This is a genomic window from Microbacterium sp. SMR1 (assembly GCF_003289625.1).
Taxonomy (GTDB): domain Bacteria; phylum Actinomycetota; class Actinomycetes; order Actinomycetales; family Microbacteriaceae; genus Microbacterium; species Microbacterium plantarum.
Map to the genome: position 1 here is coordinate 207,002 of NZ_QMBN01000001.1, position 26,150 is coordinate 233,151.

Sequence of the window (26,150 nt, forward strand, 5' to 3'; positions counted from 1 at the left end):
GGTCGTGCCGTGCGCCGCTGATAACCTGAAGCGCGTGTCTGATGAAGCCCTGACGACCGCCCCCGTGGCGCTCGATCCCGCGTTCGAGAACGTGTGGGACGAGCTGGTGTGGCGCGGTCTCGTGCATGTGTCCACCGACCAGGAAGCGCTGCGAGAGGCGCTCGGCGGAGACCCCATCACGTATTACTGCGGCTTCGACCCGACGGCGGCATCCCTGCACCTCGGTCACCTCGTGCAGCTGCTGACGCTTCGCCGGCTGCAGCTCGCCGGACACAAGCCCCTCGGTCTCGTCGGCGGCTCGACCGGCCTCATCGGTGACCCGCGCCCGACCGCCGAGCGCACGCTCAACTCGCGCGAGACCGTCGCCGAGTGGGTCGACCGTCTGCGCGGTCAGATCGAGAAGTACCTCAGCTTCGAGGGCGAGAACGCTGCTCGCATGGTGAACAACCTCGACTGGACGGCGCCGCTGTCGGCGATCGACTTCCTGCGCGAGATCGGCAAGCACTACCGGGTCGGCACGATGCTGAAGAAGGATGCCGTCGCCGCGCGCCTGAACTCGGATGCCGGCATCAGCTACACCGAGTTCAGCTACCAGATTCTGCAGGGACTCGACTTCCTCGAGCTCTACCGCCAGTACGGTTGCACACTGCAGACCGGTGGATCGGACCAGTGGGGCAACCTCACCAGTGGCACCGACCTCATCCACCGCGTCGAGGGCACCTCGGTGCACGCGTTCGGCACGCCGCTGATCACCAACAGCGACGGCACGAAGTTCGGCAAGAGCGAGGGCAACGCCATCTGGATCGACGCCGAGCTCACGAGCCCGTACGCGTTCTACCAGTTCTGGCTCTCGACCGCGGATGCCGATGTCGTCGAGCGCCTGAAGGTGTTCACGTTCCTCAGCAGCGCCGAGATCGCAGAGTACGAGCGCCTCGTCGCCGACGAGCCGTTCCGCCGTGCCGCGCAGAAGCGTCTGGCGTTCGAGGTCACCGCGACGGTGCACGGCGTCGACGCGACGGCGAAGGTCATCGCGGCATCCGACGCGTTGTTCGGTCAGGGCGACCTGACCGCTCTCGACGCTGCCACGCTGCGCTCGGCCCTGCAGGAGCTTCCGCACGCCACCGCGTCGGCCGGCGCCTCGGTCGTGCAGCTGCTCGTCGACACCGGGCTCGTCGGCAGCCTGTCGGAGGCCCGCCGGGCCATCGCGCAGGGCGGCGTCTCGATCAACGGTGCGAAGGTCGACGACGAGTCGGCCGTCGTCGTTGGCGATCTGCCCGGTGGCGTCGCCGTGCTGCGGCGGGGCAAGAAGACGCTCGCGGGCGTCTTCGTCGAGGACTGACCCGACCGGATGCCGTTCACCCCGAGCCACGCCGTCGTCGCGCTGGCGGTCGTTCGCACACCGCTCGTGCCGGCGGCCGTGGCTGTCGGGGCGATGGCTCCCGACCTGCCGTTGTTCGCCCGCGGGATCGGCATCAGCTACGCGCAGACGCACGCGTACCCGTGGCTGACGGTCGTGATCGCGGGTGTGCTGCTGCTCGCGTGGTGGCTGCTGCTGCGCCCCGCGGTGCGCGAGCTCGGGCCGGACTGGCTCTCGGGGCGGCTGCCATCGGCGTGGGATGCCGCGGGCGGCGACGCGCTGCGAACGGTGCGGCCGGGCTCGGGGCGCGGCCGGTCGATTACGGTCACGGTTCTGCTGGTCGTGGTGTCGCTCGCTCTCGGCGTCTTGAGCCATATCGCCTGGGATGCCTTCACCCACGAGGGGCGCTGGGGCGTCGAGCTCTTGCCCGCGCTGGCCGAGCGCTGGGGACCTTTCCACGGCTACCGGTGGCTCCAGTACGCATCGAGCGCGCTCGGCCTGCTGGGGCTCGCAGTGGCGGGTGCGGTCTGGCTGCGGAAGCGGTCGTCGGCTCCGGTGCGGCGAGTGCTGCCCGGTGCCGTGCGGGTGGTCTGGTGGGTGTCGCTGCCGGTCACGCTCGTCGCGGCGTGGCTGATCGGCCTCGCCGCGTACGGCCCGCTGACGGCGGAGTGGACCGCTCAGCACCTCGCGTATCGCGTACTGCCGCCCGCATGCGCCATCTGGGGGCTGGTCACGCTCGTGCTGTGCGTCGTCGTGCAGGTGGCGCGGCGACGTGTCGTGCGCTGAGTGACGCGGGGCTTCGGTCTTTGGCCACCCGTGGTCGCGTACTCGAGGCGTGAGTCAGTCGACTCCGCGCAGTCGGTCGATCTCGCGGCGTTCGCGTTTCGTCGGTCGGCCGGCGCCACGGTCGCGGACCGCAAGCATCGCCATCGGCTCGCGCGGGGGAGTGCGGTCTTCCAGGGCGGTCGCGGCAACGGGTGCACCGACGCGCTTGGTGAGCGTCTGCCGGACGACGAGGATGCGGTCGAAGCCCGCGATCCGCACCCGCAGCTCATCGCCGGGCTTCACCGACTGCGAAGCCTTGACTCTCTCGCCGTTGACCCGGACGTGACCCGCGCGGCAGGCGGTGGTCGCCGCTGAGCGGGTCTTATAGATGCGGACCGCCCATAGCCACGAGTCCACGCGGACAGGGGCATCGGATGCGGTCATGCGTTCCATTCTCGCCGAAGCGTCACGGGTGCTCGCCGGTGCTGGTCTCGTGGGGGTCAGCGAGGGTGAGCGAGACGACGGCGACGTGCGGCTTCGGGCGGGCGACCTCGCGGAAGCCCGCGCTGAGGAACGTGGAGAGAGCGCCGTGGTACAGCTCGTTCGAGGTGACCTTGCGCCCCGCATCCGGGTCGACCGGGTACGCCTCGACCACTCGTGCGCCGTTCTCGCGGGCGAAGGCGATCGCGGCGTCGAGGAGTGCCGCGTTGAGGCCCGAGCCGCGATGCTCCTTCCGCACCGCGAAGCAGCTCACGGCCCAGACATCCGCGTCGTCCCAGGGCTCCTCGGTCGCGCCGGCGTAGGCGCGTGTCTTGCTCAACCGGATCTGACGGGTACGCGGACCGACACGGACCCAGCCGGCGGCATCGCCGTCGACGTAGGCGACGAGGCCGGGGGAGGGCGCGGCATCCACTTCGCTGCGGAAGGCTGCGGCGCGGCCGTCGATGTCGGTGCGCTGGAAGTCGGCGTTCGTCATCGTCCACCACTGGCACTGACACTCGTGTCCGTCGCCGCCGCCGCTCATCGCGTGCTGGGCATCGCTGAAGCTGCCGGGCGTCACCGGCACGATCGTCGTCTCGCTCATGGCCAGACCGTACTGCCCGCCCCGGACACCGGGCAACGATCGGTCGTCGCACAAGCCCCGCAACGCGCCCGGGTGCGCCGGTTCGCGAGCGGGCTCAGGACCGGTTAGGATAGGGGAGTTGTCCGCGTGCGGACAGCGGACCGGGATGTGGCGCAGCTTGGTAGCGCACTTGACTGGGGGTCAAGGGGTCGCAGGTTCAAATCCTGTCATCCCGACGGTTCAGGAGCCCCGATGAGACACAGGTCTCGTCGGGGCTGCGTCGCGTTCGGCGACAGTGTTCTAGGTGTGCCCTTGCTGTGCAGTAGCCCTCCGACTGGCGCTCCTGCAAAGATTTCGCCACACTTTGCGAGTGGCCCCATGGACCCCGCCAGAACCGCAGACGGCAGTCGACAAGTACGTTCGCGCGCTGAAGACACCGTTCAAACTGCTGAGTCTGCACCCGCGCAATGTCGGACACCCCGGCAACGCGGGAGCAGTCAGCCCCGCGATCGTCTTGACGACGGTGTCCGCCTTTGAGGGGTTCGCTGAAGAGTTCACGGCGATCATGCTGGCTCGCAAAGGTGCGGGTTTCGCAGAGATCGCGAAGGTTGTGGGCGCATGGAACAACCCTGCTTTGCCCGAGTTCGCCACGCGGATGAAGAAGGATCACCCGAAGGCCGCTACCGCGATAGACGCACCGTCGTCCATCCCGGTCATGGAGTTCCTGACGGCGAGCGCGACTTCGCCCGTCACGAGACTTCACGACTGGCCGACGCTACTGAACGACAGCCGCGCATGGCGGCAGGTTCGTCACTCGCTCACCCACGGCCTAACAACAGGATGGCAATCAGAGCGTTGGCCGCCGCCACTGCGGCAGGACGACCCGCCTGCGTCCGACGTGCTCCGTCCCAGACGAAACGACGAGCGTTCACTCGGTATATACGGAGCGATCTCGTGTGCACGCATTCATTCGCTCGGCGCAAGAAAGATCGCTGACGCTGTGGCTGCGGTCGAGGGGACCAGTCTCAACTGGTCGGAAATGCCCCATTTTCAGTGAGTTGACGGGATAAGGGCAACCTCGGAATGAGCACCGATGCGCTCTCCGCAGCACGTCGAGCAACTTCGCTGATTAGGTGCGTGTAGATCGTAATCGAGATCGACGAGTGACCGAGACGCTTCGAGACGAAGGCGCTGTCTGTGCCGCTCGCGAGCCGCACTGACGCGTGCATGTGCCGAAGCCTGTGTAGCGTCATCCTAGGCCGTCCAGTGTCGCCACGCATCGCGTCTGAAAGCCGCGTCGCTAACTGCGTCGCAGCGGCTCACCCCTCTCGTAAGTTGAAGACGAAGCCGCTCGCGAGCCATGCCGTACCCCAAGGCGCGCTCGACCTTGACGCCCGCACTGGCCATTGCCGACGCCGCATCTGCTGTCGCGGACTTCTCCCGTTGCGCGCACAGATGGCGGCGACAGGACTCGCGCGGACTGGGTCGGCCGTCGGCGCTGCGACCGCCGTGCTGTTGTCATGGCTGACGGCCCTCGGCATTGTGGTGGCTCTCGTGTTGCGTCGGCGGGACCGGCTGTGAGGCGCACGCGGGTGAGAACTACCGGCAGCCCCGCTGGGGTGCGCCTAGGGTAACGAGATGAGGAAACAAATGCGGAACATGTCATGGACGATTTGGCTCTACATTGGTGGCTTCTTCTTCCTTCTCGGACTATGGCAGCTGACCACCATCTCGGCCTCGTGGTGGCCGACACTGGGGGTGATCGCCCTCCTCGTGGCGGCGCTGGCTGGATTCGCCCGGGCCGTCGTCGTCCACCGGTGCGGCAGGGACGCGCGGTGAGCAAAAGTCCGACCGACCTAGTGTGCGCTCCGCACCAGTGAGCGCACACAATGTCTTGACCGATCTCGCGCTGCTCAGCCTCCTCTCGGAATTCCCGCAGGCGCTCCACGACTACGAGTACAACCTCGATCCGGCACGGTTTGACGGGGTGATCGCCTCGTGGCTCACCTCATTGGGGAAGCCTGCCGAGGGAATAGAGGGCCACGACCACCGCGGTCAGCGATCGAGTCGGGATTGAGCCCGGCTCGGCGGGTGCCGACCGGCCTGTCCGCGGCGACGTGACGACCGTAGCGGCGAGGCCGATCGCCTGAATTCTCGTCAGGTTTCGTCATGTCCGGGAGCAATCTCCTCTGGCCCAGTCGCTCGATCCACTCGATCTGGCCGCTGCCGAAGTGGGACCTCCCGTTTACAACCGCGACACTGACGAGACGCTGGCCGACGTAGCAATCACGACGTGGTCCGCTCTAACCGTGCAGCGATCCGGTCGGCACGTCCAGCGTTGTACCCCAGGGTGTGAACTGTGATGACTCGCGCTCCATCGTGCGTGACGCCGACGAATGACCCGTGGTCTCGGTTATGGCCGTTATGCCACCACAACGATGGATCTTCCATCCAGCCCAGCGGCTTCTCTCCGGGCGTCTGCCGCGTTATGGAAGTGGCGTACAGCTCGAGCGCATCGAAAGTTCCATGCAAGCCCCCGGCCCCGACGAATGGCCCGGGGTCGTGCCACTGCTCGCGAATGCGCCCCGTCCAGGTGCGCAGAACGGGCACACGTTCCGGCTCGGGGGACGTCGACACGTCCGTGATGTCGAGCGGGTCGAAGACGTACTCCTTCGCGAGCGTCCACCAGTCGAGACCTGTCGTGACCTCGAGCACGCGCGTCAGGACCGCGTAGCCGAGGTTCGAGTACTCGAAAATGCCGACGTGCCCGCTGTGTTGCGTCGAGAGATCCGGCAACACCTCGGAATCGAAGTACTCCCTGGTGTACTTCGCGTAGGGGGCACGGGCTTCGGCGATCGTCTCGATCATCCGTGAGGGAAGCCTGGCGAGGCCCGAGGTGTGGGTCACCAACGAGCGCACATCGACGTTGCGGGGTAGACCGGTCTCTGGCACGTATTCGCCCACCGGAGCAGAGAGGTCAATGATCTCGGCGCGGTCCAGTTGCTGCGCGATCCGAGCGGTGACGGTCTTCGTGACCGAGCCCCACTCGAGCATCGGAGAACCGCGATGCAGCGGCCCGAAATTCTCGACGGTGACGCGCTCCGAGTCGCGAACGCGATAGGCCGCGCTCTTGTGACGCACACTCCAACTCATGCTCTCAGACTATTCGCGAGCGTCGGTTGGCTCAGCTTGCCAAATTCGGCGGAGTCTTGGTGCCATGCGCCTGATCGTGGAGCGGAGGATGCTGCTACTTTCGAATGACGACGAAGTCGAACTCCGCGGGTCGAGGGATGAGTCACGGCCAGGACCGTCTCTGGATCTTCAATAGCCGACTCATCTTCATGTCGACGCGAAAAGAGGTGAGGGGAGAATGAAGCGGTCGATCGTCGCAGGTCTCGAAGGCCGCGGCGACCTCATCGTCCCCATAGCCGCTGCCATGGTGGTGCTGGCCCCGATCGTCGTCGGCGTGAACGCGGCATCCGGCGGCTCGTTCCGCGACAGGTCGGACGTCTTCGCCATCATGATGTTGGCACCCGTGAGCCTCATCCTGCCGCTCGTCGTCGCCCTGCTGACCTGCCTGCGGCTCTACGCGCAACTCACGGAGCGATTCGTCGCGAACACGCGCAGCCGCATGAGTGCTCGCGAGTTCGTTCTTCGTCACATGGCGCGGGCCGCCGGGGGAGCGGCGCTCATCTTCTTCCTGTACGTCTTCGCCGCATTCGTGGTCGCTTTCTACGTCTGGCCGCTGGCCGGCGATCCGGGCATTGACCCAGCGGGATACAACATGACCGTGGAACAGGCCGCGGCGCAAAGCCTCGAGCGGTCGAGTTACAGCTTCCTGCTCGAATACGGAGAACTCGCCTTCGGTTTCGGGTACGCCGTCTGGGTCTCGCTGAGCTCAGCCGCATTCGCCGTTCTGTGCTGTTGCTTCCTGGTCACGCTGCCGAATCGCATTCTCGCGCTCGGCCTGCCGTTCCTCATCTATCTGGGCTCGACGGTCGGCGCAGCGCTCATCGGGTTGCCCCGTTTCGGCCTGTTGTACTCGCTCTTCCCCTTCGGACTCGAAGCCTCGGCGCCGCTCACCGCTGCGGCTCCCATGCTCGTCCTCGCACCAGTCACGCTCGTCTTCGCCACTCTCGTGCTTTATCGCGCGCCGACGAACGGTCGGCTTGCGTGAATCGCTGGGGGATCGCGTTGTGGGCAGCTGTCGCCGCTGCCGCGTTCGGGTACTGCATCCTCGAGCGGCCAGCGAGCTCGATAGGGCTCGACGAAGACTTGGCGCTCGGGGTGCTGAGCACGCTGACGAGCCCCACCTTCCTCGCCTTCGTCGTGACCCCGCTGTGGTTGGCCTACGGCGTCCTCGACTCACGGCGCACAGCCGCACTCCTTCGCCTCATCCGTGCCGGCAGCTATTCCAGCCACCTGCGGCGCATCTGCGGGCGGGCGCTCCGGGCGATACTGCCGCCGCTCCTGGCCGTCATCACCGGAGCGGTGGCAGCGGTCCTCTTCGACTTAGGCGGACAGCTCGACCGGGATTCCACTCTCATCGCACGCGTCGACGACGTCGGGATGCCGCTCGCGGCGGCGATCGGCGCGCAGGTCGCGCTGCTCGGCCTTTTCCTCGTGTTGACGAGGATGGTCGTCGAGATGCTGGCCCTGCTGAGCCTCCACGCCGTGGCTGTCGCACTCAGCATCGCGGCGTGGTTGTGGGCGGCAGCATCCGCGACCGGGTTTCTGCCGCTGGGAGGCCTTGCGGACTTCCGCGCATACACGGTCGTCCCGGCCCTGGCCGCGCAACCGAGGATGATCGGCGACGTCGTGCTCGCATACGCGGTCGCCGTCATCGGCCTGATGATCGCGGCGGCTCTGCTCGACCGGGGCGCACGTCAGGCCTCCATCAGTCCTCCCGACTGGGTATTGCCGAGCGCGGCCGGAGCCCTCGTGGCGCTCTTGGCCGCGGGGGCCTTTGGCGCGCGCGACACCGATCTTGTGGGGTTTCTCATCGGCCTGTACTTCGGTGCCACCGGAACCATGCTGCAGATGCTCGTCGCGGTGATTCTCGTCGTCGGCTATGCCTTCGCCGCACAGCTCCGGGTGGCCCAGCTCGCGGGCCCCTGGGGACTGGTGACGGCGTTGCGGTACGGCAGTCGACGTCGTCAGCTCGTCACGATCCTCTCGCGAGAGTTCGGCCACGCACTGACGTACTCGGCAGTGGTCCTCGTTGCGGCCGCTGCGGCATACTTCGTCGCCGGCGGCCGGACGATCGTGGGCGAGCCTGGCGTGATGCTGCTGCTCTTCCAGACCACGCTGATGCAGGCGATCCAGATCACGTTCTACGTCGCATGTGTGGCGTGCGCCGTGCTCATCTCGAACAAGCGTGTCAGCGGCCTCGTGGTCATCGGCGTCGTAACCGCACTCGCAGCCGTTCCGATTCCCGCCTCGGTGGTGTGGGTGACGCAACGCGCGAGCACAGCGGTCCTCTTCGACGGCGGGTGGGTGGCGTCCATCGCGAACGCCCTGCTCCTCACCGCGGCGACGTGCGCCGTCGTCCTCATCGCCACTCGCAGCAGACCGACAACGGTTCCGCTTTTCTCCTCGTCGCCCAGAAAGGTGCTCAGTCGATGAACAACGTCGTAGAGGTGCGCGATGTCAGCGTGACCCTCGGAGGTATCGACCTCTACCGGGGTGCGACCCTCAACCTGCGTCGCGGAGCCACGGTGGCGCTCACCGGGCCCAATGGGTCGGGCAAGTCGGTGCTGCTCAAGGTGATCTGCGGATTCGTCACGCCAGATTCCGGCAGCGTCTGGATTGATCCGTCACTGCTCTCTTCGCGCCGCACATTCCCGGAGCGATTCGGCATCGCGATCGACGGCCCCGCCTACATCCCGGGTCGCACGGGCCTGCAGAATCTCCTCGAACTCGCTCGTATCCGCCGTCAGATCACCGTCGAGGACGTCAGAGCCACGATGATGCGTGTCGGGCTAGATCCCGATGCGAAGCAGAAGGTGCGCAACTACTCGCTCGGGATGAAGCAGAAGCTGTCACTCGCTCAGGCCCTGATGGAGCAGCCGGAGGTTCTCCTGTTGGATGAGCCTTTCAACGCGCTGGACAAGGCCAGCGTCGAGCGTGTCACCGAGATCCTCCGCGCGGAGCGGGAGCGAGGCACGACGATCCTGTTCACGAGTCATAGCGACCGTGACGTCTATGCCCTGGCCGACGAGGTCTTCCGAGTGGAGGAGCAGCGCCTGAACTACTCACAGGTGGAGCTTTAGCCTCAGACAGATGAACCTCCGCGTGCGGCAAACCGAGACCATAACCGCGTCCAGCGTGACCCCGCAGTTCGTCAGGGATCTCATCGACCTCGCGTGACCGACCCTCATACTCATAGCAAAGAGAACCGCATGACTTCTCTCACCGCCACCCGCGAGATGCGCGCGGACCCCCAGACCATCGCGGACGTCATTCTCGACATCTCGGCCCTCGCCGACTGGAATCCCGCGCTGCACAGGACGGACACCCGCGATAGGCGAGCCCGAATCGGGCACCCGTACTCGGTCTCCACCCGCGTGCCCGGCCGCGCGACGCTTGCGTACCTCGAAGCGTCCCCTGATCGGATCGTCTGGACATTGAAGGTAGCTGGGGGGTCGGAAATAGGCGAATGGTCGCTGCAGCCCACCGGAGCGACGACACGAGTGACCCACCGGATGGTGCACGAAGGGCCGCTCTTCATGCTCATGCGGCACGCAATGGCTCCGGTGCCCGACTTGCGGCTCGACAGGCTTCAGGCGCGCGCCGAGCATTACCAGGGGTTCCGGCGCTGACGCGAGGATCCTACGAGGTGCTCTGCATCGCTCGCGCGAGGTACGGCGCCGTCCGGCTGTCCGCCACCTGAGCCACATCCTCGGGCGTGCCTGCCGCGACCACGCGGCCACCTGCGTTTCCTCCGGCCGGGCCGAGGTCGATGACCCAGTCGGCGGAGGCGACGACAGCCATGTCGTGCTCGACGACGACCACCGTGTTGCCGGCGTCGACCAGCGCGTGCAGCTGCGTGAGCAGCAGGCGCACGTCGGCGGGATGCAGTCCGGTGGTGGGCTCGTCGAGCAGGTACAGGGTGTGGCCGCGACGGGCGCGCTGCAGCTCGGTCGCAAGCTTGATGCGCTGCGCCTCGCCGCCCGACAGCTCGGTAGCCGGCTGCCCGAGCCGCAGGTAGCCCAGGCCGACGTCGCGTAGTGTGCGCAGGCTGCGGGATGCCGCGGGCACCGGCTCGAGGAAGCCAGCGGCCTCGTCGACGGTGAGGGCGAGCACCTCGGCGATGTTCTTACCGCGGTAGGTGACCTCGAGCGTCTCGGCGTTGTACCGCGCGCCGTGACACGTCGGACACTTTCCGTAGCTGCCGGGCAGGAACAGCAGTTCCACCGAGACGTAGCCCTCGCCGAGGCACGTCTCGCAGCGGCCTCCCGCGACGTTGAACGAGAAGCGGCCTGCGGTGTACCCGCGCTCGCGGGCGAGGTCGGTGCCGGCGAACACGGCGCGCACCGCATCGAACAGGCCGGTGTAGGTCGCCAGGTTCGAGCGCGGCGTACGTCCGATCGGCTTCTGGTCGACGCGAACGAGCCGGTCGATGTGCTCGAGGCCGTCGACCGTCCGCACCGTCGGGATATCGGCTCGCCCGTCGGGGAGTGTCGCCTCCGCCAAGCCGGTCTCGGCCGACGCCGCGGCATCCGTTGTCTCGTCGTCCGGCTGGTCGGCTGCGTCATCCCCGCGCAGGTAGCCGCGCACCACGTCGCGGAGCACGCCTCCCACGAGCGACGACTTGCCCGACCCCGACACACCCGTGACGGCCACGAACGTCCCGAGCGGGAACGACGCCTCGACGTCGACGAGGTTATGCAGTGAGGCGCCCTCCAGCGTCAGCCAACCGGTGGGGGTGCGCAGGGCGCGCGCCTGGGACGCAGCGCCGTCGGCCCCGGGGAACAGGAAGGGCCGCGTCACCGATTCGGCCACCTCGGCGAGTCCGTCGACGGCTCCGCTGTAGAGCACCTCGCCGCCGCCTTCGCCCGCTCCAGGTCCCACATCGACGATCCAGTCCGCGCCGCGGACGACGTCCATGTTGTGCTCGACGACGAACACCGAGTTCCCCGCGTCCGTCAGCTGCTCCAACACGTCGAGCAGCGGCTCGGCGTCGGCGGGATGCAGGCCCGCCGACGGCTCATCGAGCACGTAGACCACGCCGAACAGGCCCGAGCGCAGCTGCGTCGCCAGACGCAGACGCTGCATCTCGCCGGGGGAGAGCGTCGTGGTCACCCGGCCGAGACCGAGGTAGCCCAGCCCGAGGTCGATCAGCACCTCGATGCGGGCGACGAGGTCGGTGGTGATCGCGACAGCGACATCCGTCCGCTCGCCGGACGATGACGTCGGCAGCGCGGGCGCGGCATCCGTCAGCATCGTGGTCGGACGCAGGATGTCGGCGAGGTCGCTCATCGGCAGGGCGTTCAGCTCGGCGATCGTGCGGCCGGCGAAGGTGACGGCGAGCGCCTCGCGCCGCAGGCCCGAGCCGCCGCACAGCGGGCAGACGCCGGTGCGCACGAACTGGAGCACCCGCTCGCGCATCTTCGCGCTGTTCGAGTCGGCGAGGGTGTGGAAGACATACTTCTTCGCGCTCCAGAACATGCCCTTGTAGGGCTTCGCGACTCGGTCGCGCTGCGGAGTGATCTCCATGACGGGCTGCTCGTCGGTGAACAGCAGCCATTCCCGGTCGGCGGGGTCGAGCTCGCGCCAGGGACGGTCGACGTCGTAGCCGAGGGCGATCGTGATGTCGCGGAGGTTCTTCGCCTGCCACGCGCCCGGCCACGCGGCGATCGCGCCGTCGCGGATGCTGAGGGAGGGGTCGGGCACGAGGGTCTCCTCGGTGACCGTGTGCGCGACGCCGGTGCCGTGGCACTCCGGGCATGCGCCGGCGGCGGTGTTGGGGGAGAAGGCGTCGGAGTCGAGCCGGTCGGTGAACCCGTCAGGGAAGGTGCCGGCGCGCGAGAACAGCATCCGCAGCGAGTTCGACAGCGTCGTCACGGTGCCGACGCTCGAGCGGGAGCTGGGCGCACCGCGACGCTGCTGCAGGGCGACGGCCGGTGGGAGCCCCGTGATCGACTCGACGCGCGGATTGTGGCCCTGCTGGATCAAGCGCCGGGCGTAGGGTGCCACGGACTCGAGATACCGGCGCTGCGCCTCGGTGAAGATCGTCCCGAACGCGAGCGACGACTTGCCCGAGCCCGACACTCCGGTGAACGCGACGATCGCGTCGCGCGGAACGTCGACGTCGACATTCCGCAGGTTGTTCTCGCGCGCTCCGCGCACACGCACGAAGGCATCGGGGCTGACACGCGGGTTTCCGGACATCGGGCAAGCCTACGTGTCGGAGGTGCGCCCTAGGCTCGTGCGGTGGGTATCGCAGAGTGGGTCGCGCCGCACCGTCTGGGTCGTGACTTCCGGTGGCTGTTCGCTTCGTCGCTGACGAGCAACATCGGCGACGGCATCGCCCTCGCAGCCGCACCGCTCCTGATCGCGTCGATGACCGATTCGCCCATCCTGGTGGCCTCCGGTGCCGTCATGCAGTTCCTGCCGTGGCTGCTGTTCGGGCTCCACGCCGGCGCGATCGCCGACCGGGTCGACCGACGGGTCCTGATCATGGTGGCCAACGGCATCCGGGCTCTCGTGCTGGTCGGTCTGTGCGTCTTCCTCGTCACTGGGCTCGCCAGCATCTGGATGGTGCTGATCGTGGCGTTCCTCTACGGCATCGCCGAGGTGTTCGTCGACACGACGAGCAGCACTCTGCTGCCGATGATGGTGCGCAAGAGCGACCTCGGCATCGGCAATGCGCGCCTCCAGGCCGGGTTCCTCGTGGCGAATCAGCTCGGCGGTCCACCGCTGGGCGCCTTCCTGTTCGCCGTGGGATCGTTCTGGCCGTTCGCCGTCCAGGGGCTGTGCGTCGCGCTCGCGATCGTCCTCATCTCGCGCATCACGGCGACGAAGCGCATCGACCCGGCGGACGGACCGCGTGAGCGTAGTCCGGTGCACACCGACATCCTCAGCGGTATCCGCTGGCTGTGGCGCAACCCGCCGGTGCGGACGCTCGTGATCATCATCCTCACCTTCAACGTGACCTGGGCCGCGCCCTGGGGTGTGCTCGTCCTCTACGCGACCGACTACCTGCGGATGGGGCCGGTCGGGTACGGCGCGCTGACGACGGCTTCCGCGATCGGCGGATTGGCGGCGACCCTGCTCTTCGGAAGGCTCGAACGACGCTTCTCGTTCGCCGCGCTCATGCGTGTGTGCCTCACCGCCGAGGTGCTCATGCACCTCGCGTTCGCCCTGACGACCTCGGGGGCGGTCGCCTTCGTCATCATGATCGCGTTCGGCGCCTACGCCTTCGTCTGGGCCACGATCTCGACCACCGTTCGGCAGCGCCTCGTTCCCCACGAGCTGCAGGGCCGCATCGCCTCGGTCAACATGGTCGGGGTCTTCGGCGGACTCGTGATCGGGCAGGCGCTCGGCGGGGTCATCGCCCAGGTCTGGGGACCGACCGGCCCCTGGTGGTTCGCCTTCGTCGGCGCGGCGCTGACCCTGCTGCTGGTCTGGCGTCCGATCACGCACATCGCGGCGGCTCCGCCAGCCGTTGACGACGAGACGGAGGCTGTCGCGGCCGGGTGACCGGCCTACCGCTCGTCGAGCTGCGCCATCGCATCGGCCAGTACGCGCGCGACGGGCCAGGCTCCGTCTGCCGTGTTGCTCATCACAGTCGCGGTGGTCGCGGTCGGCGGGTGATGAACGGACCGGAACGACGAGCCGACGTCGCACCCTTCGAGGACGACACCTGGTCCGGTCTCGTTGAGCCAGAAACCGAGACCGTACCGCATCTCCTCGTCTCCGACGAAGGAACGCGGGGCGGTCATCAGCGCCACGGTGTCGGGCGAGACGATGCGTCCGGCGAAGAACGCGCGCCAGAACCGGTGAACGTCGGCGGCCGTCGTGGAGGCGCCGCCGTCGCCATTGGCGCGGACGGGCAGGTGCAGCGTGTTGACGCGCAGTCCGTCGTCGAAGACGTATCCGCGGGCATGATTCCCGTCGAGCTCGTCGGTGCGGGGGAAGCCGGTGTCGACGAGGCCGGCCGGGACGAGGACGAGGTCGTGCACCACCTCGTGGAAGACGCGGCCCGTGACCCGTTCGAGGACGATCGCGAGCACGACGTAGCCGCTGTTGCAGTAGGCGAAGGTCTCGCCGGGAGCGGCCTTCGGCGGGATGCCGTCGAGCAGGGGCAGGAACGCCTCCGCGGTCGTGAGCGTGTGCGCGGGCACTCCGAGGTAGAACTCCGATACATCGAGGTCGTCGTCCTCGTCTATGTAATCGCCGATTCCCGAGGTGTGGCCGAGGAGGTGCTCGACGGTCACCGCGTCGTCGATGAGCGGCAGATCGTCACCGAGCACCCCTCGAACGGCGGTGTCGAGCGCGAGCCGGCCGTCTTCGACGAGTCGCATGATGGCGAGTGCCGTGAAAGCCTTGCTCCCTGACGCGATCGCGAAGCGCGTGCTCTCGGAGACGGGCCTCTGGCTCGCCCGGTCGGCCATCCCGTGCGCACTGCGCCACACGGACAGATCGCCCGAGTCGACGCGGACGATCCCCGAGAACGGTTCCTCGTCGAGCGCGGCCTGAAGCGCTCGCTCGTCGATGATGATGCTCTGCGTCGTGCTCATACCCCCACTGTGCCAGTGGCGCGGAGGTCGGCGCGATTGCTCCTCCACCTTTCGATGGAGATCGCGGATTGCCGCCGTTCGAACGTCGAGCCGCGTGCGGCCTCCTTCCTACAGTCGACGACGACCCCGTTCCTCGGGGTCCGACGACGACCGGAAGGAAACCCTCATGGCCACCATTCACGTCGGCTCCACCTCCGAGAGGAGCGTCACCGGCATCATCCGCCGGCGGCCCCTCGTATCGTTCTTCGTGCTCGCGCTGGGTCTCAGCTGGGTGGCCTGGACCCCGTGGATCCTCTCGAACGACGGTCTCGGCGTCTGGGATTACGCGTTCCCGCAGATCTTCGGCACCTCGCAGTTCACCGGGATGCTCTTCGGCGCATACCTCGGGCCGCTCGGTGCGGCATTCGTCGTGACCGCGGTGACGGGCGGACGCGCGGGACTGCGTGTCTGGGTCGGGCGGCTGCTGCGGTGGCGAGTCTCGCCGCGGTGGTACGCCGTCGCGCTGCTCGCGGTGCCGCTGGCCGTGCTGTCGCTCGGATTCCTCGCATCCGGCGGGCAGGCTCAAGCGCCCAGCCTCATCGCGATCGCGCTGTACGTGCCCGCACTCCTGCTGCAGATGCTGACGACGGGGCTGGCCGAAGAGCCGGGCTGGCGCGACTTCGCCCTGCCGCCGCTGCAGGAGCGCTTCGGTCCGCTCGGCGCTGCGGCGATCCTCGGGCCGCTGTGGGGCATCTGGCACCTGCCGCTGTTCCTCACCGAGTGGGGATCATGGCCGGACGTGACATGGCTGAATGTCGTGGAGTTCGTCGCCTTCAGCGCGCTGTTCAACGTCGTGATCATGTGGCTGTTCAACCGTTCGGGACAGAGCCTGCCGATCGTGATGCTCTTCCATGTGAGCCTGAACAACACCGTCACGGTGTTCTGGGCGGAGATGTTCCCGACCGTGGGCGGTGACCAGTTGCAGCACGTGCTCCTGATCGGTGCGGCAGTGGCCGCGGTTGTCACGATCACGCTCACCCGCGGGCGTCTCGGACTTCCGGCGGGTTCGCCCGTGATGGGGCATCGCGCGCCGGAAGCCGCAAAGATAGCGGCATGAGTCGGATGCGGCGTGCGCCGAGCGTCACGGATGTCGTCGTGGCGCTCGGCACCGGCGCTGTGACGCTGCTCGCGCTGGCGGCTGCGCCCGAGCTGTTCGCAGATCACGCGACGCCGAGCCTCGGGTCCGCTTCGTGGTGGGTTTTCGCCGCCGTCCTCATCGTGCAGGCGGCCGCGCTGTGCTTCGCGCGCTCGATCCCCGTGACGGTGCTGCTCGGCACGTCGGCCGGGGCGCTGCTCATCGGGATCACCACACCGACGGGACTCGGCAGCCTCGCCGACGCCGCCGTGCTGGTCGCCGTTCTGCGCGCGACCCCGGTCGTGACGGTGCCGGCCCTTCGGATCGTGCTGCCGGTGGCCGGCCTCCTCGTCGCAGGTGGACAGGCCGCCGACATCCTCGGGTCGAGCGCGGTGACCGTGCCGGCCGCGGCGGGCGCGGCGCTGCTGCAAGCCGTCGCCATCGTCGCTCTGCCGGCCGCGGGGGTGCTCGCGGTGACAGCTCGGCGCGACGCCCGTCGGGCTGAGCAGGGCGAGAGCGAGGCGGTGCGCCGTGAACGGGCCGCGGTCGTGGACGCCGCGGTCGCCCGCGAACGCACCGCGATGGCGCGCGAACTGCATGACATCGCCGCCCATCACGTATCGAGCATCGCGCTGATGTCGGGGGTCATCGAGCGCCAGATAGCGACCGACCCGGATGCTGCTCGGGTGGCCGTCCGGCAGGTGCGCGAACAGAGCCGCGTGCTGCTCGACGATCTCCGCCAGCTCGTCGGGCTGCTTCGCCGCGACGGTGACGGGCGCGACACGGTCGAGACGATCGAGACCGTTGCCGCTCTGGTCGACGCTGCCCGGGCCACGGGGCGCGCGGTCGAGTTCTCGATGGATCGAGGCGCTGCACAGGTCGGCCCGCTCGGTCAGCTCGTGGTGTACCGGATGGTGCAGGAAGCGCTCGCCAACGCCGCTCGGCATGCTCCCGGGGCGCCGTGCGAGGTTCGCCTCGACGGCACTCGGCCCGGCGTCTTCGTCGCGACCGTGCGTGACGCGGGTCTCTCGCCTGCCCTCGCGATGCCGGCCGCCGATACCGCTCGCGAGGGGTTCGGACTGCTCGGGATGCGCGAACGGGCGGGCCTCGTGGGCGGCACGCTGGAAGCGGGACCGGAGGCCGGCGGCGGTTGGCGTGTCCGGCTCACTGTGCCGGCCGAGGCGCTCGATGGCGCGGAAGCGAGCTCATGATCCGCGTGCTCGTCGCCGACGATCAGCCTCTGGCGCGGGCGGGGCTCGCCGCGCTGCTGGCGGCTGAAGATGACATCGAGGTGGTCGCGACGGCATCCGACGGCATCCAAGCGCTCGAATCGGCGACGTCGCTGCAGCCCGATGTCGCCTGCCTCGACGTCCGGATGCCGGGTCTCAGCGGTATCGAGGTGGCGCGGGCGCTCGCCGGTCGGGGAGAAGACGAACCCGCCATCCCGGTGCTGATCCTCACGACCTTCGACATCGACGAGTACGTGTTCGAGGCGCTGGAGGCCGGGGCGTCGGGATTCCTTCTGAAAGACGCCGAGCCCGAAGAGATCGTCCGAGCGGTGCGAAACGTCGCTGCGGGCAACGGCACCCTCGATCAGGCCGTCACGCGGCGAGTGCTGCGGGAGTTCTCACGCCGACGTGCATTGCAGCGTGTGTCGACGGCCACCGAGGCCGCCGACCACCTCACGCCGCGAGAGCGCGAGATTCTCGAGCTGCTGGCACAGGGAATGTCGAACGACGAGATCGCCGAGGCGTTGACGGTCGAGGTCAGCACCGTCAAGTCGCACCTGGTGCGCATCCTGACGAAGCTCGGGGTGCGTTCGCGCCTGCAGGCGGTCGTCTGGGCGTATCAGAACAAGGTCGTCACGCCGCTGGACTGAGCCGGGGGACCGGGATCACCGCCGATTCCTCCCCAGGGGGAGAGGGGCGTCGGAGCAGCGATCCTGCCACTACCGTCATGGACTCAGATGGACCGCGCCAGTTGACTGGGACCGGTCACAGTCACGGCAACGAGGGAGTTCGCATGACCATCCGAAACACAGCAGCCACCACCCGCGCAACGGTGGGTTCAGCGATCATCCTCGCCGTCGCGGTCAGCGCGGGATGCTCGAGCGCGCCCTCGGTCGAGCAGACGTCGCTGACCTGGGATGCCGAGGCGGGTGCGTATGAGATCGAGCCGGAGATCGCCAGCGGAGAGGTGCCGCTGAAGGTCTGGGTCGAATATCCCGAGTACGGCGAGGCGCTGGTCGAGGCCTTCGCCGCCGCGCATCCCGGCATCCGCGTCGAGGTGACGACGGTGTCGAAGGTGGATGCTGTCTCGAAGATGGCGCTCGACGGTGAGGCGGGCACGGGCGCCGACGTCTACTTCACGAACTTCACCGACCTGGCGAGCGCGATCGACTCCGGGGTGGCTGCGCCCCTGGGCGAGTACGCGGATGAGATCGCCTCGCGGGTCGGTGACGCGTTCGCCGGAGTCGTCAGCCGCGACGGCGAGTTGTACGGCGTGCCGGTGTCGACCGAGTCGATCGCGCTGTTCTACAACAAGACCCTCCTGCAGCAGCTCACGGGTTCGACCGAACCGGCGACGACCTGGGAGCAGATCCGCGAGCTCGCCGCGACGTACAACGACCCCCGGGAGAACCGGTGGACCATTCGTTGGCTGAGCGGGCAGCTCTACTACGCGTACCCGGTGCTCAGCTCGCTCGGGTGGCATCTCGGCACCGATAAGGGCGATCCCGGTCTCGATGCGCCGGCTCTCGCTGCCGGCCTCGAATACTACGGCGCGCTGCGCGACCTCTGGCCGGTCAATTCGGCGGACGCCACCTGGGATTCCATCGAGATGGAGTTCGCGAAGGGCCAGACGCCCTATGCGATCACGGGGCCCTGGTCGATCGGCGACTTCACCGCGGCGGCGGAGGAGAACGGCTTCGAATACGGCGTGACGACCCTCCCGTCGGCCCACGGGGGAGGTGACGCAGCGACGCTCGCGGGTCTGGGAGTGGGGGTCGTCTCGGGCTACTCCGAGTATCCCGGCGCCGCGCGTGTGTTCGCGGCCTTCCTCGCGTCGGACGAGGCGGCCGCTGCGCTCTATCGAACGACGGGCGGCATCCCGGCGCTGACGAGGCTCAACGCCCAAGCCATCCCCGGACTCGCCGACGATCCGCACGCGAACGGGGTGCTCGCTCAGGCCGAGCGCTCCGACCTCGTCGCGGACGTGAGCGACGCGCTCTGGACGGTCGGCAACAACCTCGTCGCGGGCGTGTGGGACGGCGTCCTCGATCCGGCGACAGCGCAGCAGCAGGCGGTCGCAGGCTACGCCGACCTGACCGGGCTGGGGGAGTGAGCCCGCACCGACGCGGAGCGGACCCCGTGGCGCCCTGGACGCTCGGGCTCGCCTCCGCGCTGGTGCCCGGGCTCGGGCAGTTCCTCAACCGGGAGTGGGGCAAGGGTCTGGCACTCGCTGTCGTCGGCGCCGGTGCGGTGATCGCTGAGCTGCTCACCGGCCACTACGCCGACCTCTCGGGTTACACGCCGCGCACCCACGGCGGGTTCTTCGTCCGCGGTCTGTGGGGTCTCGTCACCCTCGGCACGCAACCGCGCACGATGACGGTCGCGGGGCTGTCGCCGGGCGACCACTCGATCGTCCTCATGATCAACGGCATCATCGCGGTCCTCGTCCTCGGGCTCATGGCGGCGACCACCGTCTGGGCCGTGCGCGACGCAGCACGGACGCGGCGCAGACTCATCACGAGCGGAGAGCGGCTGACCGCCGGGGAGTGGGTGCGCGCCGCTCGGCAGACGGCGTTCCCCTACCTCGTGCTCGCACCCACCCTGATCCTGCTGTTGTTCGTCACCGCCCTGCCGGTGGTCTTCGGCATCCTCATCGCCTTCACCGACTACAGCAGCGACAACTTGCCGCCGATGCAGCTGGTCGACTGGGTCGGCCTCGCCAACTTCCGGCAGCTGCTGGGAGCCGGCGCCTGGGGGGCGACGTTCTTCGGCGTGCTCGGCTGGACGGTGCTGTGGGCGGCGCTGGCGACAACCACGACGTACGCGCTCGGTTTTCTGCAGGCCGTCCTCGTCTCCAGCAGGCGTGTACGCCTGCCGCGCCTGTGGCGGAGCATCTTCTTCCTGCCGTGGGCGGTGCCCGCCATGATCTCGGCTCTCGTCTTCCGCTCGATGTTCAACGGTCAGTTCGGGCCCATCAGTCAGGCGCTCGTCGACCTCGGCATCACGCCCGAGCGGGTGATGTGGCTGACCGATCCTGCGAACCCCTGGCTCGCGCGGCTCATCGCGCTTCTGGTGAACCTGTGGCTGGGCTTCCCCTACTTCATGGCTCTCATCAGCGGTGCCCTGACGAACATCTCGCCGAGCTACTACGAGGCCGCGCGCATCGACGGCGCGTCGGCGGTGCAACAGGTGCGCTACCTCACGCTCCCCATCGTCCTGCGAGCCACGGCACCGTTGATCGTCCTGTCGTTCGTGGCAAACTTCAACAACTTCGGGGTCATCTACTTCCTCACCCAAGGTGGCCCTGCGAATCCCGACTACCGGTACGCCGGTGGTACCGACATCCTCATCACCTGGCTCTACAAGCTCACGCTCGACAACGGTCTGTACGACATCGCCTCGGTGATGTCGATCCTGATCTTCGTCATCGTCGGCAGCTTCTCGATCTGGAGCCTGCGTCGTTCGAAGGCGTTCACCGATGCATAGAACTCGGAACCGATTTCTCACCGTCCTGATCCACGTCGAGCTGCTGATCGTCGCGATCATCGTCCTCTACCCGCTGGCCTGGATCATCGGTTCCTCCTTCGGCTCGGGGCGCTCACTCGCGCAGGCGTCGGCCATCCCGGCCGATCCGACTCTCGCCAACTACATCAGGCTGTTCGCTGAGACGCCGTTCGCCACCTGGTACGGCAACTCGCTCTTCGTCGCGGTGTCGAACATGGTGATCAGCGTGCTGCTGTCGGCGATCGCCGCCTATGTGTTCGCTCGGCTGCGCTTCGCGGGGCGGCGCCTGGGACTGCTCGTGATGCTGGTGATCCAGATCTTCCCGACGTTCATGACCGCGATCGCGATCTACATCCTCTATCTGAACTTCGGCCTGCTCGACAGTCTCACCGGTCTCGTGATCGCGAGCGTAGCGGCGGCGGTGCCCTACAACATCTGGTTGCTCAAGGGATACCTCGACGGCATCTCCACCAGCCTCGACGAGGCGGCCGTGCTCGACGGGGCCTCGCATCTGCAGATCTTCACGCGCATTCTGCTGCCGTTGATGACCCCGATGCTGACCTTCGTCGCGGTCACCCAATTCGCGGTGCCCTGGATGGACTTCATCCTCCCGCGTCTTCTGATCAGCAGCCCGCAGAACTACACCGTCGCGATCGGGCTGTTCCAGCTGATCTCCGACCAGACGCGGAACGATTTCACGACGTTCGCGGCAGGGGCCATCCTCGTCGCGGTGCCGATCACAGTGCTCTATATGGTGCTCCAGCGATACCTGGTCGCGGGGCTTGCGCAAGGAGGAGAGAAGGAATGACGACGACATCACTACCGATTCGCGGGGCCGACGTGTCGATGACCGCGGAGGTCGAGGCGCTGGGCGGCAGCTTCTCGGATGCCGCGGGCACGAGGGACCTCTTTCGCATCCTGGCCGACCACGGCGTGAACCTCGCGCGCCTGCGGGTCTGGGTCGACCCGACCGACAGCGCAGGACGGCCGTACCAAGGCGGCACGAACGACCTCGCGACGACGCTGCGCTTGGCCGAGCGCGCGCGGGCAGCCGGACTCGACCTGATGATCGACCTGCACTACAGCGATTTCTGGGCCGATCCGAAGAAGCAGTCGCTGCCGAGATCCTGGGAGGGCCTCGACCTCGACGGTGTCTGCGATGCCGTCGCCGCGCACACGGCGGAGGTCATCACCGCCGTGCAGTCGAGCGCGGGCAGCCCGGAATGGGTGCAGGTCGGCAACGAGACGACGAACGGGATGCTGTGGCCGCACGGCCGCACGCCGCGGTACGACCTCGAGAGCCGTGCCTTCGAGGAGGTGTCGCCGGATGAGGCGTCCGAGCAGTACGACCGTCTCGCCCGGCTGCTGAAGGCGGGGTCGAGTGCGGTGCGCGCGGCCGATTCCCGTTCGCGCATCATCCTTCACCTCGACGCCGGAGGTGCTGCCGATCTCTATCGCCGGTGGTTCGACGAGATCACCATGAGAGGCGTCGACTTCGATGCCGTCGGACTGTCGTACTACCCGCTGTGGCACGGGTCGCTGGACGACCTGCGCGACAACCTCCACCAGCTCATCGAGCGTTACGAGAAGGACGTCATCGTCGTCGAGACGGCGTACGCGTACCGGCCCGACAACCCCGGCGGGACCTCGATGTTCGATGCGAGCTCGCCTGCGGCGATCTACCCGGCCTCCGTCGACGGTCAGGCCCGGTATCTCGACGACCTCGCCGGGGTCATGCGTAGAGTGCCCGCCGGCCGGGGACTCGGGATCGTGTACTGGGAGCCCGCCTGGTTGCCTGTGCCCGGAACCTCCTGGGCGTCGGTGGCGGGGATGGACTACGGAAACGACGTGGCGGAGCCCGGCAACGGCTGGGCGAACCAGACGCTGTTCGATGAGCGGGGGCGCGTTCTCGCCTCACTGAGCGCACTCGGGGCGACCTCCGGTCGGCCCGCAATCATGAGAGAGGAATACAGATGACGAACCGAGCACGGCGGCGAGCGACGGCGCTTGCCACCGCGGCCGCAGCCGTCCTGGTCGCGGCGTTCTTTCCGGCGACCACCGCGAGCGCGGCTCTCGATCCGGACGACTTCGTGATGGGCGGTGACCTCGGAATGATCCACGAGGTCGAAACGCGTGGCGGGACGTTCTCCCGGGGCGGAGTCGTGGGCGATCCGATCGACATCATGGGCGATGCCGGCATGAACCTCGCCCGGCTCCGTCTGTGGGTCGACCCCTACACGGCTGCCGGCAAACCATACGGCGGTGGCACCAACGACCTCGCGACGACCATCGCGACGGCGCAGCGCGCGAAGGCCGCGGGGATGGACGTCCTCCTCGACTTCCACCTCAGCGACTGGTGGGCCGACCCGGGAACGCAGACCGTGCCGAAGGCGTGGCGAGGGCTGTCCTATCCGCAGCTGGTGTCGACCGTTCGCGCGTACACCGAGGACGTCATCGACGCCATGCGGGCGGCCGGGGTGCTGCCCGACATGGTGCAGATGGGCAACGAGATCCCCGGCGGCATCCTGTGGGATCACGGTCGCGTCGGCAACGGCGTCTCGGACTTCACTCAGCTCGCGGGCTTGCTGAAAGCGGGGATCGCGGGGGTCGACGCGGCGCTTCGAGCGGGGGAGGACGTCGAGATCGTCCTGCACCTGGACCACGGCGGCGATAACGCCCTCTACCGCTGGTGGTTCGATGCGATCACGGCTCAGGGTGTTCCGTTCGACATCATCGGGCTGTCGTACTACCCGTTCTGGCACGGGACCATGGGCCAACTCGCGGCCAATCTCAACGACATCAGCGCTCGCTACGGAAAGGACGTCCTCATCGTCGAGACCGCTTACGGGTGGACTCTCGGTGACGCCGATGGTCTCGGCAACTCGTTCTACACCGCCGAGGCGGCGACCGGTGGGTATCCGGCGACCGTCGCGGGCCAGACGGCCTTCCTCCGAGACCTCCGCGACATCGTCCGTGCTGTGCCCGACGGGCGCGGGCGCGGACTCATCTGGTGGGAGCCGGGCTGGCTTCCCGTCCCGGGCGCGAACTGGGGGACCGAAGCGGGAAAGATCGACAACGATGACCCGGGTGTCCTCTCCAACCCGTGGGACAACCAGACGCTGTTCGACTGGAGCGGCGCGGCCCTGACGACACTCGACGTGTTCGGGGAGGCGCCGCCGGCGAACCTCGTGGTCAACGGCGGCTTCGAGCAGGACGGCTACACGAACGCCCCGACCGGCTGGGGTGTGTGGTCGCCGGGAGGCGCGCACGCGAACGCGGTGTTCACTCAGGACCCGGCGGTCGTCGGCGCGCTCAAGCTCACGTTCTGGAAGTCGACGCCCTATACCGCGTCGGTCTATCAGACGCTCAGCGGGCTGCCGTCGGGGCTCTACCGGGTCTCCGCGTGGACGCTTAACAGCGGCGGCCAGACCTCCGCCTATCTGTACGCGAAGAACTCCGGCGTGCCCGAGCGCCAGGCAGCGCTGCCCGTGAGTCCGAACGACTGGAAGCGGGTATCGCTGGACGTGCCGGTCACGAACGGAACTCTCGAGCTCGGGTTCTACACCCAGGCTGCCGGCGGTAGCTGGCTCAACATCGACGACGTCCGCGTCGAGCGGATCGGCTGATGCGATACCGTCGAGCGTCGCCCGATCCCGACGAAAGGCCCGCCGCCCGTGGACGCTCTGTACTCCGTGGTCGGCGTCGCCGTCGCTGTCGTCATGCTGGCGATCGCGGGCGCGAGCGCCGTACTGGCGCGATCGTCCGACGTCGCCGCAGCCTGGCGTGACGAACGCGCCTCGGTGCTCTTCGTCGTAACGACCCAGCGCTGGCGGCGGGTCATGGTGCGCGTCGGCGGCTGCATGATGGCGATCATCGGCGTCATCAATCTCGTGGGTCCGATCACACGTGCGGAGGACTCGCCCGCGAGGCGGATCGTGGGGCTCGGAGCTCTGCTCATCGGCGCGGCGCTCCTGTGGCTCGCGCACGGGATGAGTCGGATGCGGCTCGAGGTCGCCCCGCAGGCGGTCTTCGTCTCGCGGGGCTTCCTGCCGCCGACCCGGGTGGAGGTCGCGGACATCACCCGGCTGCGCCCCCACGTGGCTCATCGGTACAGCGGGGTTCTCGCGAAGCGCGGCCGGCGGACGGCCTTCACGGCGACCTCGGCCATGACCGGCTACGGACAGCTCCTGGAACATCTGAAGGCCGAACGCCCCGACCTCTTCGCGCCGGGCGGCTTCCGCTGACGAGACGGCGCCCCGCTTGCCCTGCCGCTGCGCTGGGGCGCTGAGCCGCTACCGGGAGGGTGCGACTCCGACCGACCCGCCCGCCCGGATCGGCATCGGCACACGTTCGAGGCGCGGCGAATCGCCGGGGGCCGCGAGCATCGCCGCCGCTCGCCGCCCGAGTTCGATGTGCGGGAGCGCGATCGACGTGAGCTCGGGCTCGACCGCGCGGGCGTAGGGGCTGCCGTCGAACCCGATCACCGACACGCCGGTGGGGACGCTGAGCCCGGCGTGATGGAGCGCCTGATAGGCGCCGACGGCGAGCGCGTCGTTTGCGCACACGAGCGCGGTCGGCCTGAACCGGGGCTGCGCGAGCATCTGCGACACCGCCCGACGCCCGTTCGCGACGTCCCAGTCGTCGTCGATCGCGGTGACGCCGGCGAGGCTCGTTCCCGCCGCGGCGAGCACCGCATCGATGCCCGCGCGACGCTCGGCCAGAGCGATGGGGTCCCACTCCGGCCAGGCAGCCCCGCCTCTCGAGCCTGCCGGCAGCGCTCCGACGAACCAGATGTCGTCACGGTGACCGTGATCGAGCAGCATCCGCGCGGCGTCACGCCCCGCTGCGAGCTCGTCGGGCACGACCGCGTCGATCGACCCGTCTGCCGTCACGCAATTCAACAGGACCGTCGGGACGCCTTCGAGTGCCCGCGGAAGCGCGATGGTCCGCGTGAACATCGACGCGTAGATCACACCGTCGATGTCGCGGCCCAGGAGGCTCTGGAGCAGCTGCTCCTCGAGTTCCGCATCGCCCTGCGTGTCGACGGTGAACAGGAGGGTGTCGCGCTCGCGTAGCTCCTGCATCGCACCGCGGACCATCGAGTTGGCGAACGAGGTGCTGCTGACGAAGTCGGAGACCAGTGCGACCGTGCCCGAGCGGCCGGTGCGCAGCGTCTGCGCGGTGATGTTGGGGCGGTAGCCGAGCTCGTCCGCGGCGCGACGGACGCGTTCGAACACGTCGTCGGACAGGCGCTGGTCGGTGCGACCGTTCATCACGAACGAGACGGCCGAGCGCGAGACGCCCGCACGCTCCGCGACCTCCCGCAGCGTCACCCGGGGTGCCCTTCGGGTGGGGGGAGTGTCGGTCATATCTC

The 26,150-nt window shown here is 68.2% G+C and carries 26 protein-coding genes and 1 tRNA gene; 20 read left to right on the top strand and 7 right to left on the bottom strand.

What is annotated here, in order from left to right:
* Window positions 1–34: 34 nt before the first annotated feature.
* Together tyrS and DO944_RS01010 are read left to right on the top strand one after the other, a co-directional pair.
* A complete protein-coding gene (tyrS, locus tag DO944_RS01005) occupies window positions 35–1,339 on the top strand; it encodes a tyrosine--tRNA ligase (RefSeq protein WP_112613838.1) in 1,305 nt (434 codons plus the stop codon).
* 9 nt (window positions 1,340–1,348) lie between these two features.
* On the top strand, window positions 1,349–2,143 hold the full coding sequence (locus tag DO944_RS01010) for a DUF4184 family protein (protein ID WP_112613840.1): 795 nt from the start codon (window positions 1,349–1,351) through the stop codon (window positions 2,141–2,143).
* Between the two features lie 54 nt (window positions 2,144–2,197).
* Here DO944_RS01010 and DO944_RS01015 read toward each other — a convergent pair whose 3' ends face one another.
* Both DO944_RS01015 and DO944_RS01020 read right to left on the bottom strand, forming a co-directional pair.
* Window positions 2,198–2,566 (bottom strand): RNA-binding S4 domain-containing protein, encoded by a 369-nt coding sequence (locus tag DO944_RS01015; protein ID WP_064956896.1) that lies wholly within the window; start codon window positions 2,564–2,566, stop codon window positions 2,198–2,200.
* A gap of 22 nt (window positions 2,567–2,588) precedes the next feature.
* The gene (locus tag DO944_RS01020; RefSeq protein ID WP_112615051.1) at window positions 2,589–3,206 is read right to left on the bottom strand and encodes a GNAT family N-acetyltransferase; all 618 of its coding nucleotides are present in this window, start codon (window positions 3,204–3,206) and stop codon (window positions 2,589–2,591) included.
* A 141-nt stretch (window positions 3,207–3,347) separates the two neighbouring features.
* Between DO944_RS01020 and DO944_RS01025 the strand changes: the two genes are divergently transcribed.
* Window positions 3,348–3,421, top strand: a tRNA-Pro gene (locus DO944_RS01025).
* Window positions 3,422–3,555: 134 nt separating this feature from the next.
* Window positions 3,556–4,242 carry a hypothetical protein gene (locus tag DO944_RS15515; protein WP_146751986.1) on the top strand — a complete coding sequence of 229 codons (687 nt, stop codon included), beginning with the start codon at window positions 3,556–3,558 and terminating at the stop codon, window positions 4,240–4,242.
* Here the strand turns inward: DO944_RS15515 and DO944_RS16020 are convergent.
* The gene (locus DO944_RS16020; protein ID WP_112613842.1) at window positions 4,211–4,465 is read right to left on the bottom strand and encodes a tyrosine-type recombinase/integrase; all 255 of its coding nucleotides are present in this window, start codon (window positions 4,463–4,465) and stop codon (window positions 4,211–4,213) included. The genes DO944_RS15515 and DO944_RS16020 overlap by 32 nt on opposite strands.
* A 379-nt stretch (window positions 4,466–4,844) precedes the next feature.
* Here DO944_RS16020 and DO944_RS01035 point away from each other — a divergent pair, with 379 nt between their 5' ends.
* Together DO944_RS01035 and DO944_RS01040 are read left to right on the top strand one after the other, a co-directional pair.
* Window positions 4,845–5,024 carry a hypothetical protein gene (locus DO944_RS01035; RefSeq protein ID WP_146751987.1) on the top strand — a complete coding sequence of 60 codons (180 nt, stop codon included), beginning with the start codon at window positions 4,845–4,847 and terminating at the stop codon, window positions 5,022–5,024.
* A 55-nt stretch (window positions 5,025–5,079) separates the two neighbouring features.
* On the top strand, window positions 5,080–5,262 hold the full coding sequence (locus DO944_RS01040; protein ID WP_146751988.1) for a hypothetical protein: 183 nt from the start codon (window positions 5,080–5,082) through the stop codon (window positions 5,260–5,262).
* 209 nt (window positions 5,263–5,471) lie between these two features.
* Here the strand turns inward: DO944_RS01040 and DO944_RS01045 are convergent, their stop codons facing one another.
* Window positions 5,472–6,338 (bottom strand): serine hydrolase, encoded by an 867-nt coding sequence (locus tag DO944_RS01045; protein WP_112613848.1) that lies wholly within the window; start codon window positions 6,336–6,338, stop codon window positions 5,472–5,474.
* A gap of 217 nt (window positions 6,339–6,555) precedes the next feature.
* On the opposite strand from DO944_RS01045, the gene DO944_RS01050 reads away from it, so the two are divergent.
* The 4 genes from DO944_RS01050 (at window position 6,556) to DO944_RS01065 (ending at window position 10,006) form a co-directional block, all read left to right on the top strand.
* Window positions 6,556–7,362, top strand: coding sequence for a hypothetical protein (locus tag DO944_RS01050; RefSeq protein ID WP_112613850.1), 807 nt, complete (start codon window positions 6,556–6,558; stop codon window positions 7,360–7,362).
* Window positions 7,359–8,810, top strand: a complete 1,452-nt coding sequence (locus DO944_RS01055) for a hypothetical protein (protein WP_112613852.1) — start codon at window positions 7,359–7,361, stop codon at window positions 8,808–8,810. Before DO944_RS01050 ends, DO944_RS01055 begins: the two co-directional genes overlap by 4 nt.
* Window positions 8,807–9,457: an ATP-binding cassette domain-containing protein gene (locus DO944_RS01060; protein ID WP_112613854.1), complete on the top strand. Its 651-nt coding sequence runs from the start codon at window positions 8,807–8,809 to the stop codon at window positions 9,455–9,457. Before DO944_RS01055 ends, DO944_RS01060 begins: the two co-directional genes overlap by 4 nt.
* Window positions 9,458–9,586: 129 nt before the next feature.
* Window positions 9,587–10,006 (top strand): SRPBCC family protein, encoded by a 420-nt coding sequence (locus tag DO944_RS01065; RefSeq protein ID WP_112613856.1) that lies wholly within the window; start codon window positions 9,587–9,589, stop codon window positions 10,004–10,006.
* A 10-nt stretch (window positions 10,007–10,016) separates the two neighbouring features.
* Here the strand turns inward: DO944_RS01065 and DO944_RS01070 are convergent, their stop codons facing one another.
* On the bottom strand, window positions 10,017–12,578 hold the full coding sequence (locus DO944_RS01070) for an excinuclease ABC subunit UvrA (protein WP_112613858.1): 2,562 nt from the start codon (window positions 12,576–12,578) through the stop codon (window positions 10,017–10,019).
* Window positions 12,579–12,620: 42 nt separating this feature from the next.
* Between DO944_RS01070 and DO944_RS01075 the strand changes: the two genes are divergently transcribed.
* Window positions 12,621–13,889: an MFS transporter gene (locus tag DO944_RS01075; protein ID WP_258524525.1), complete on the top strand. Its 1,269-nt coding sequence runs from the start codon at window positions 12,621–12,623 to the stop codon at window positions 13,887–13,889.
* A 5-nt stretch (window positions 13,890–13,894) separates the two neighbouring features.
* On the opposite strand, the gene DO944_RS01080 is transcribed toward DO944_RS01075, so the two are convergent.
* Entirely contained in the window at window positions 13,895–14,929 is a 1,035-nt protein-coding gene (locus DO944_RS01080; RefSeq protein WP_112613860.1) for a serine hydrolase, read from the bottom strand.
* A gap of 166 nt (window positions 14,930–15,095) precedes the next feature.
* Between DO944_RS01080 and DO944_RS01085 the strand changes: the two genes are divergently transcribed.
* The 9 genes from DO944_RS01085 (at window position 15,096) to DO944_RS01125 (ending at window position 25,020) form a co-directional block, all read left to right on the top strand.
* Entirely contained in the window at window positions 15,096–16,025 is a 930-nt protein-coding gene (locus DO944_RS01085; RefSeq protein ID WP_112613862.1) for a CPBP family intramembrane glutamic endopeptidase, read from the top strand.
* Window positions 16,022–17,254, top strand: coding sequence for a sensor histidine kinase (locus DO944_RS01090; protein ID WP_112613864.1), 1,233 nt, complete (start codon window positions 16,022–16,024; stop codon window positions 17,252–17,254). The genes DO944_RS01085 and DO944_RS01090 overlap by 4 nt, the downstream gene beginning before the upstream one ends.
* Window positions 17,251–17,922: a response regulator transcription factor gene (locus DO944_RS01095; RefSeq protein ID WP_112613866.1), complete on the top strand. Its 672-nt coding sequence runs from the start codon at window positions 17,251–17,253 to the stop codon at window positions 17,920–17,922. Before DO944_RS01090 ends, DO944_RS01095 begins: the two co-directional genes overlap by 4 nt.
* Window positions 17,923–18,065: 143 nt before the next feature.
* Window positions 18,066–19,385 carry an extracellular solute-binding protein gene (locus DO944_RS01100; protein WP_112613868.1) on the top strand — a complete coding sequence of 440 codons (1,320 nt, stop codon included), beginning with the start codon at window positions 18,066–18,068 and terminating at the stop codon, window positions 19,383–19,385.
* Window positions 19,382–20,758 carry a carbohydrate ABC transporter permease gene (locus DO944_RS01105; protein ID WP_112613870.1) on the top strand — a complete coding sequence of 459 codons (1,377 nt, stop codon included), beginning with the start codon at window positions 19,382–19,384 and terminating at the stop codon, window positions 20,756–20,758. Before DO944_RS01100 ends, DO944_RS01105 begins: the two co-directional genes overlap by 4 nt.
* Window positions 20,751–21,584 carry a sugar ABC transporter permease gene (locus DO944_RS01110; RefSeq protein ID WP_112613872.1) on the top strand — a complete coding sequence of 278 codons (834 nt, stop codon included), beginning with the start codon at window positions 20,751–20,753 and terminating at the stop codon, window positions 21,582–21,584. The genes DO944_RS01105 and DO944_RS01110 overlap by 8 nt, the downstream gene beginning before the upstream one ends.
* The gene (locus DO944_RS01115; protein WP_112613874.1) at window positions 21,581–22,753 is read left to right on the top strand and encodes a glycosyl hydrolase 53 family protein; all 1,173 of its coding nucleotides are present in this window, start codon (window positions 21,581–21,583) and stop codon (window positions 22,751–22,753) included. The genes DO944_RS01110 and DO944_RS01115 overlap by 4 nt, the downstream gene beginning before the upstream one ends.
* Entirely contained in the window at window positions 22,750–24,402 is a 1,653-nt protein-coding gene (locus tag DO944_RS01120) for a glycosyl hydrolase 53 family protein (protein WP_112613876.1), read from the top strand. The genes DO944_RS01115 and DO944_RS01120 overlap by 4 nt, the downstream gene beginning before the upstream one ends.
* 48 nt (window positions 24,403–24,450) lie before the next feature.
* Window positions 24,451–25,020, top strand: a complete 570-nt coding sequence (locus DO944_RS01125) for a hypothetical protein (protein ID WP_112613878.1) — start codon at window positions 24,451–24,453, stop codon at window positions 25,018–25,020.
* A 48-nt stretch (window positions 25,021–25,068) separates the two neighbouring features.
* Here the strand turns inward: DO944_RS01125 and DO944_RS01130 are convergent, their stop codons facing one another.
* Window positions 25,069–26,145, bottom strand: coding sequence for a LacI family DNA-binding transcriptional regulator (locus tag DO944_RS01130; RefSeq protein WP_112613880.1), 1,077 nt, complete (start codon window positions 26,143–26,145; stop codon window positions 25,069–25,071).
* Window positions 26,146–26,150: the final 5 nt, after the last annotated feature.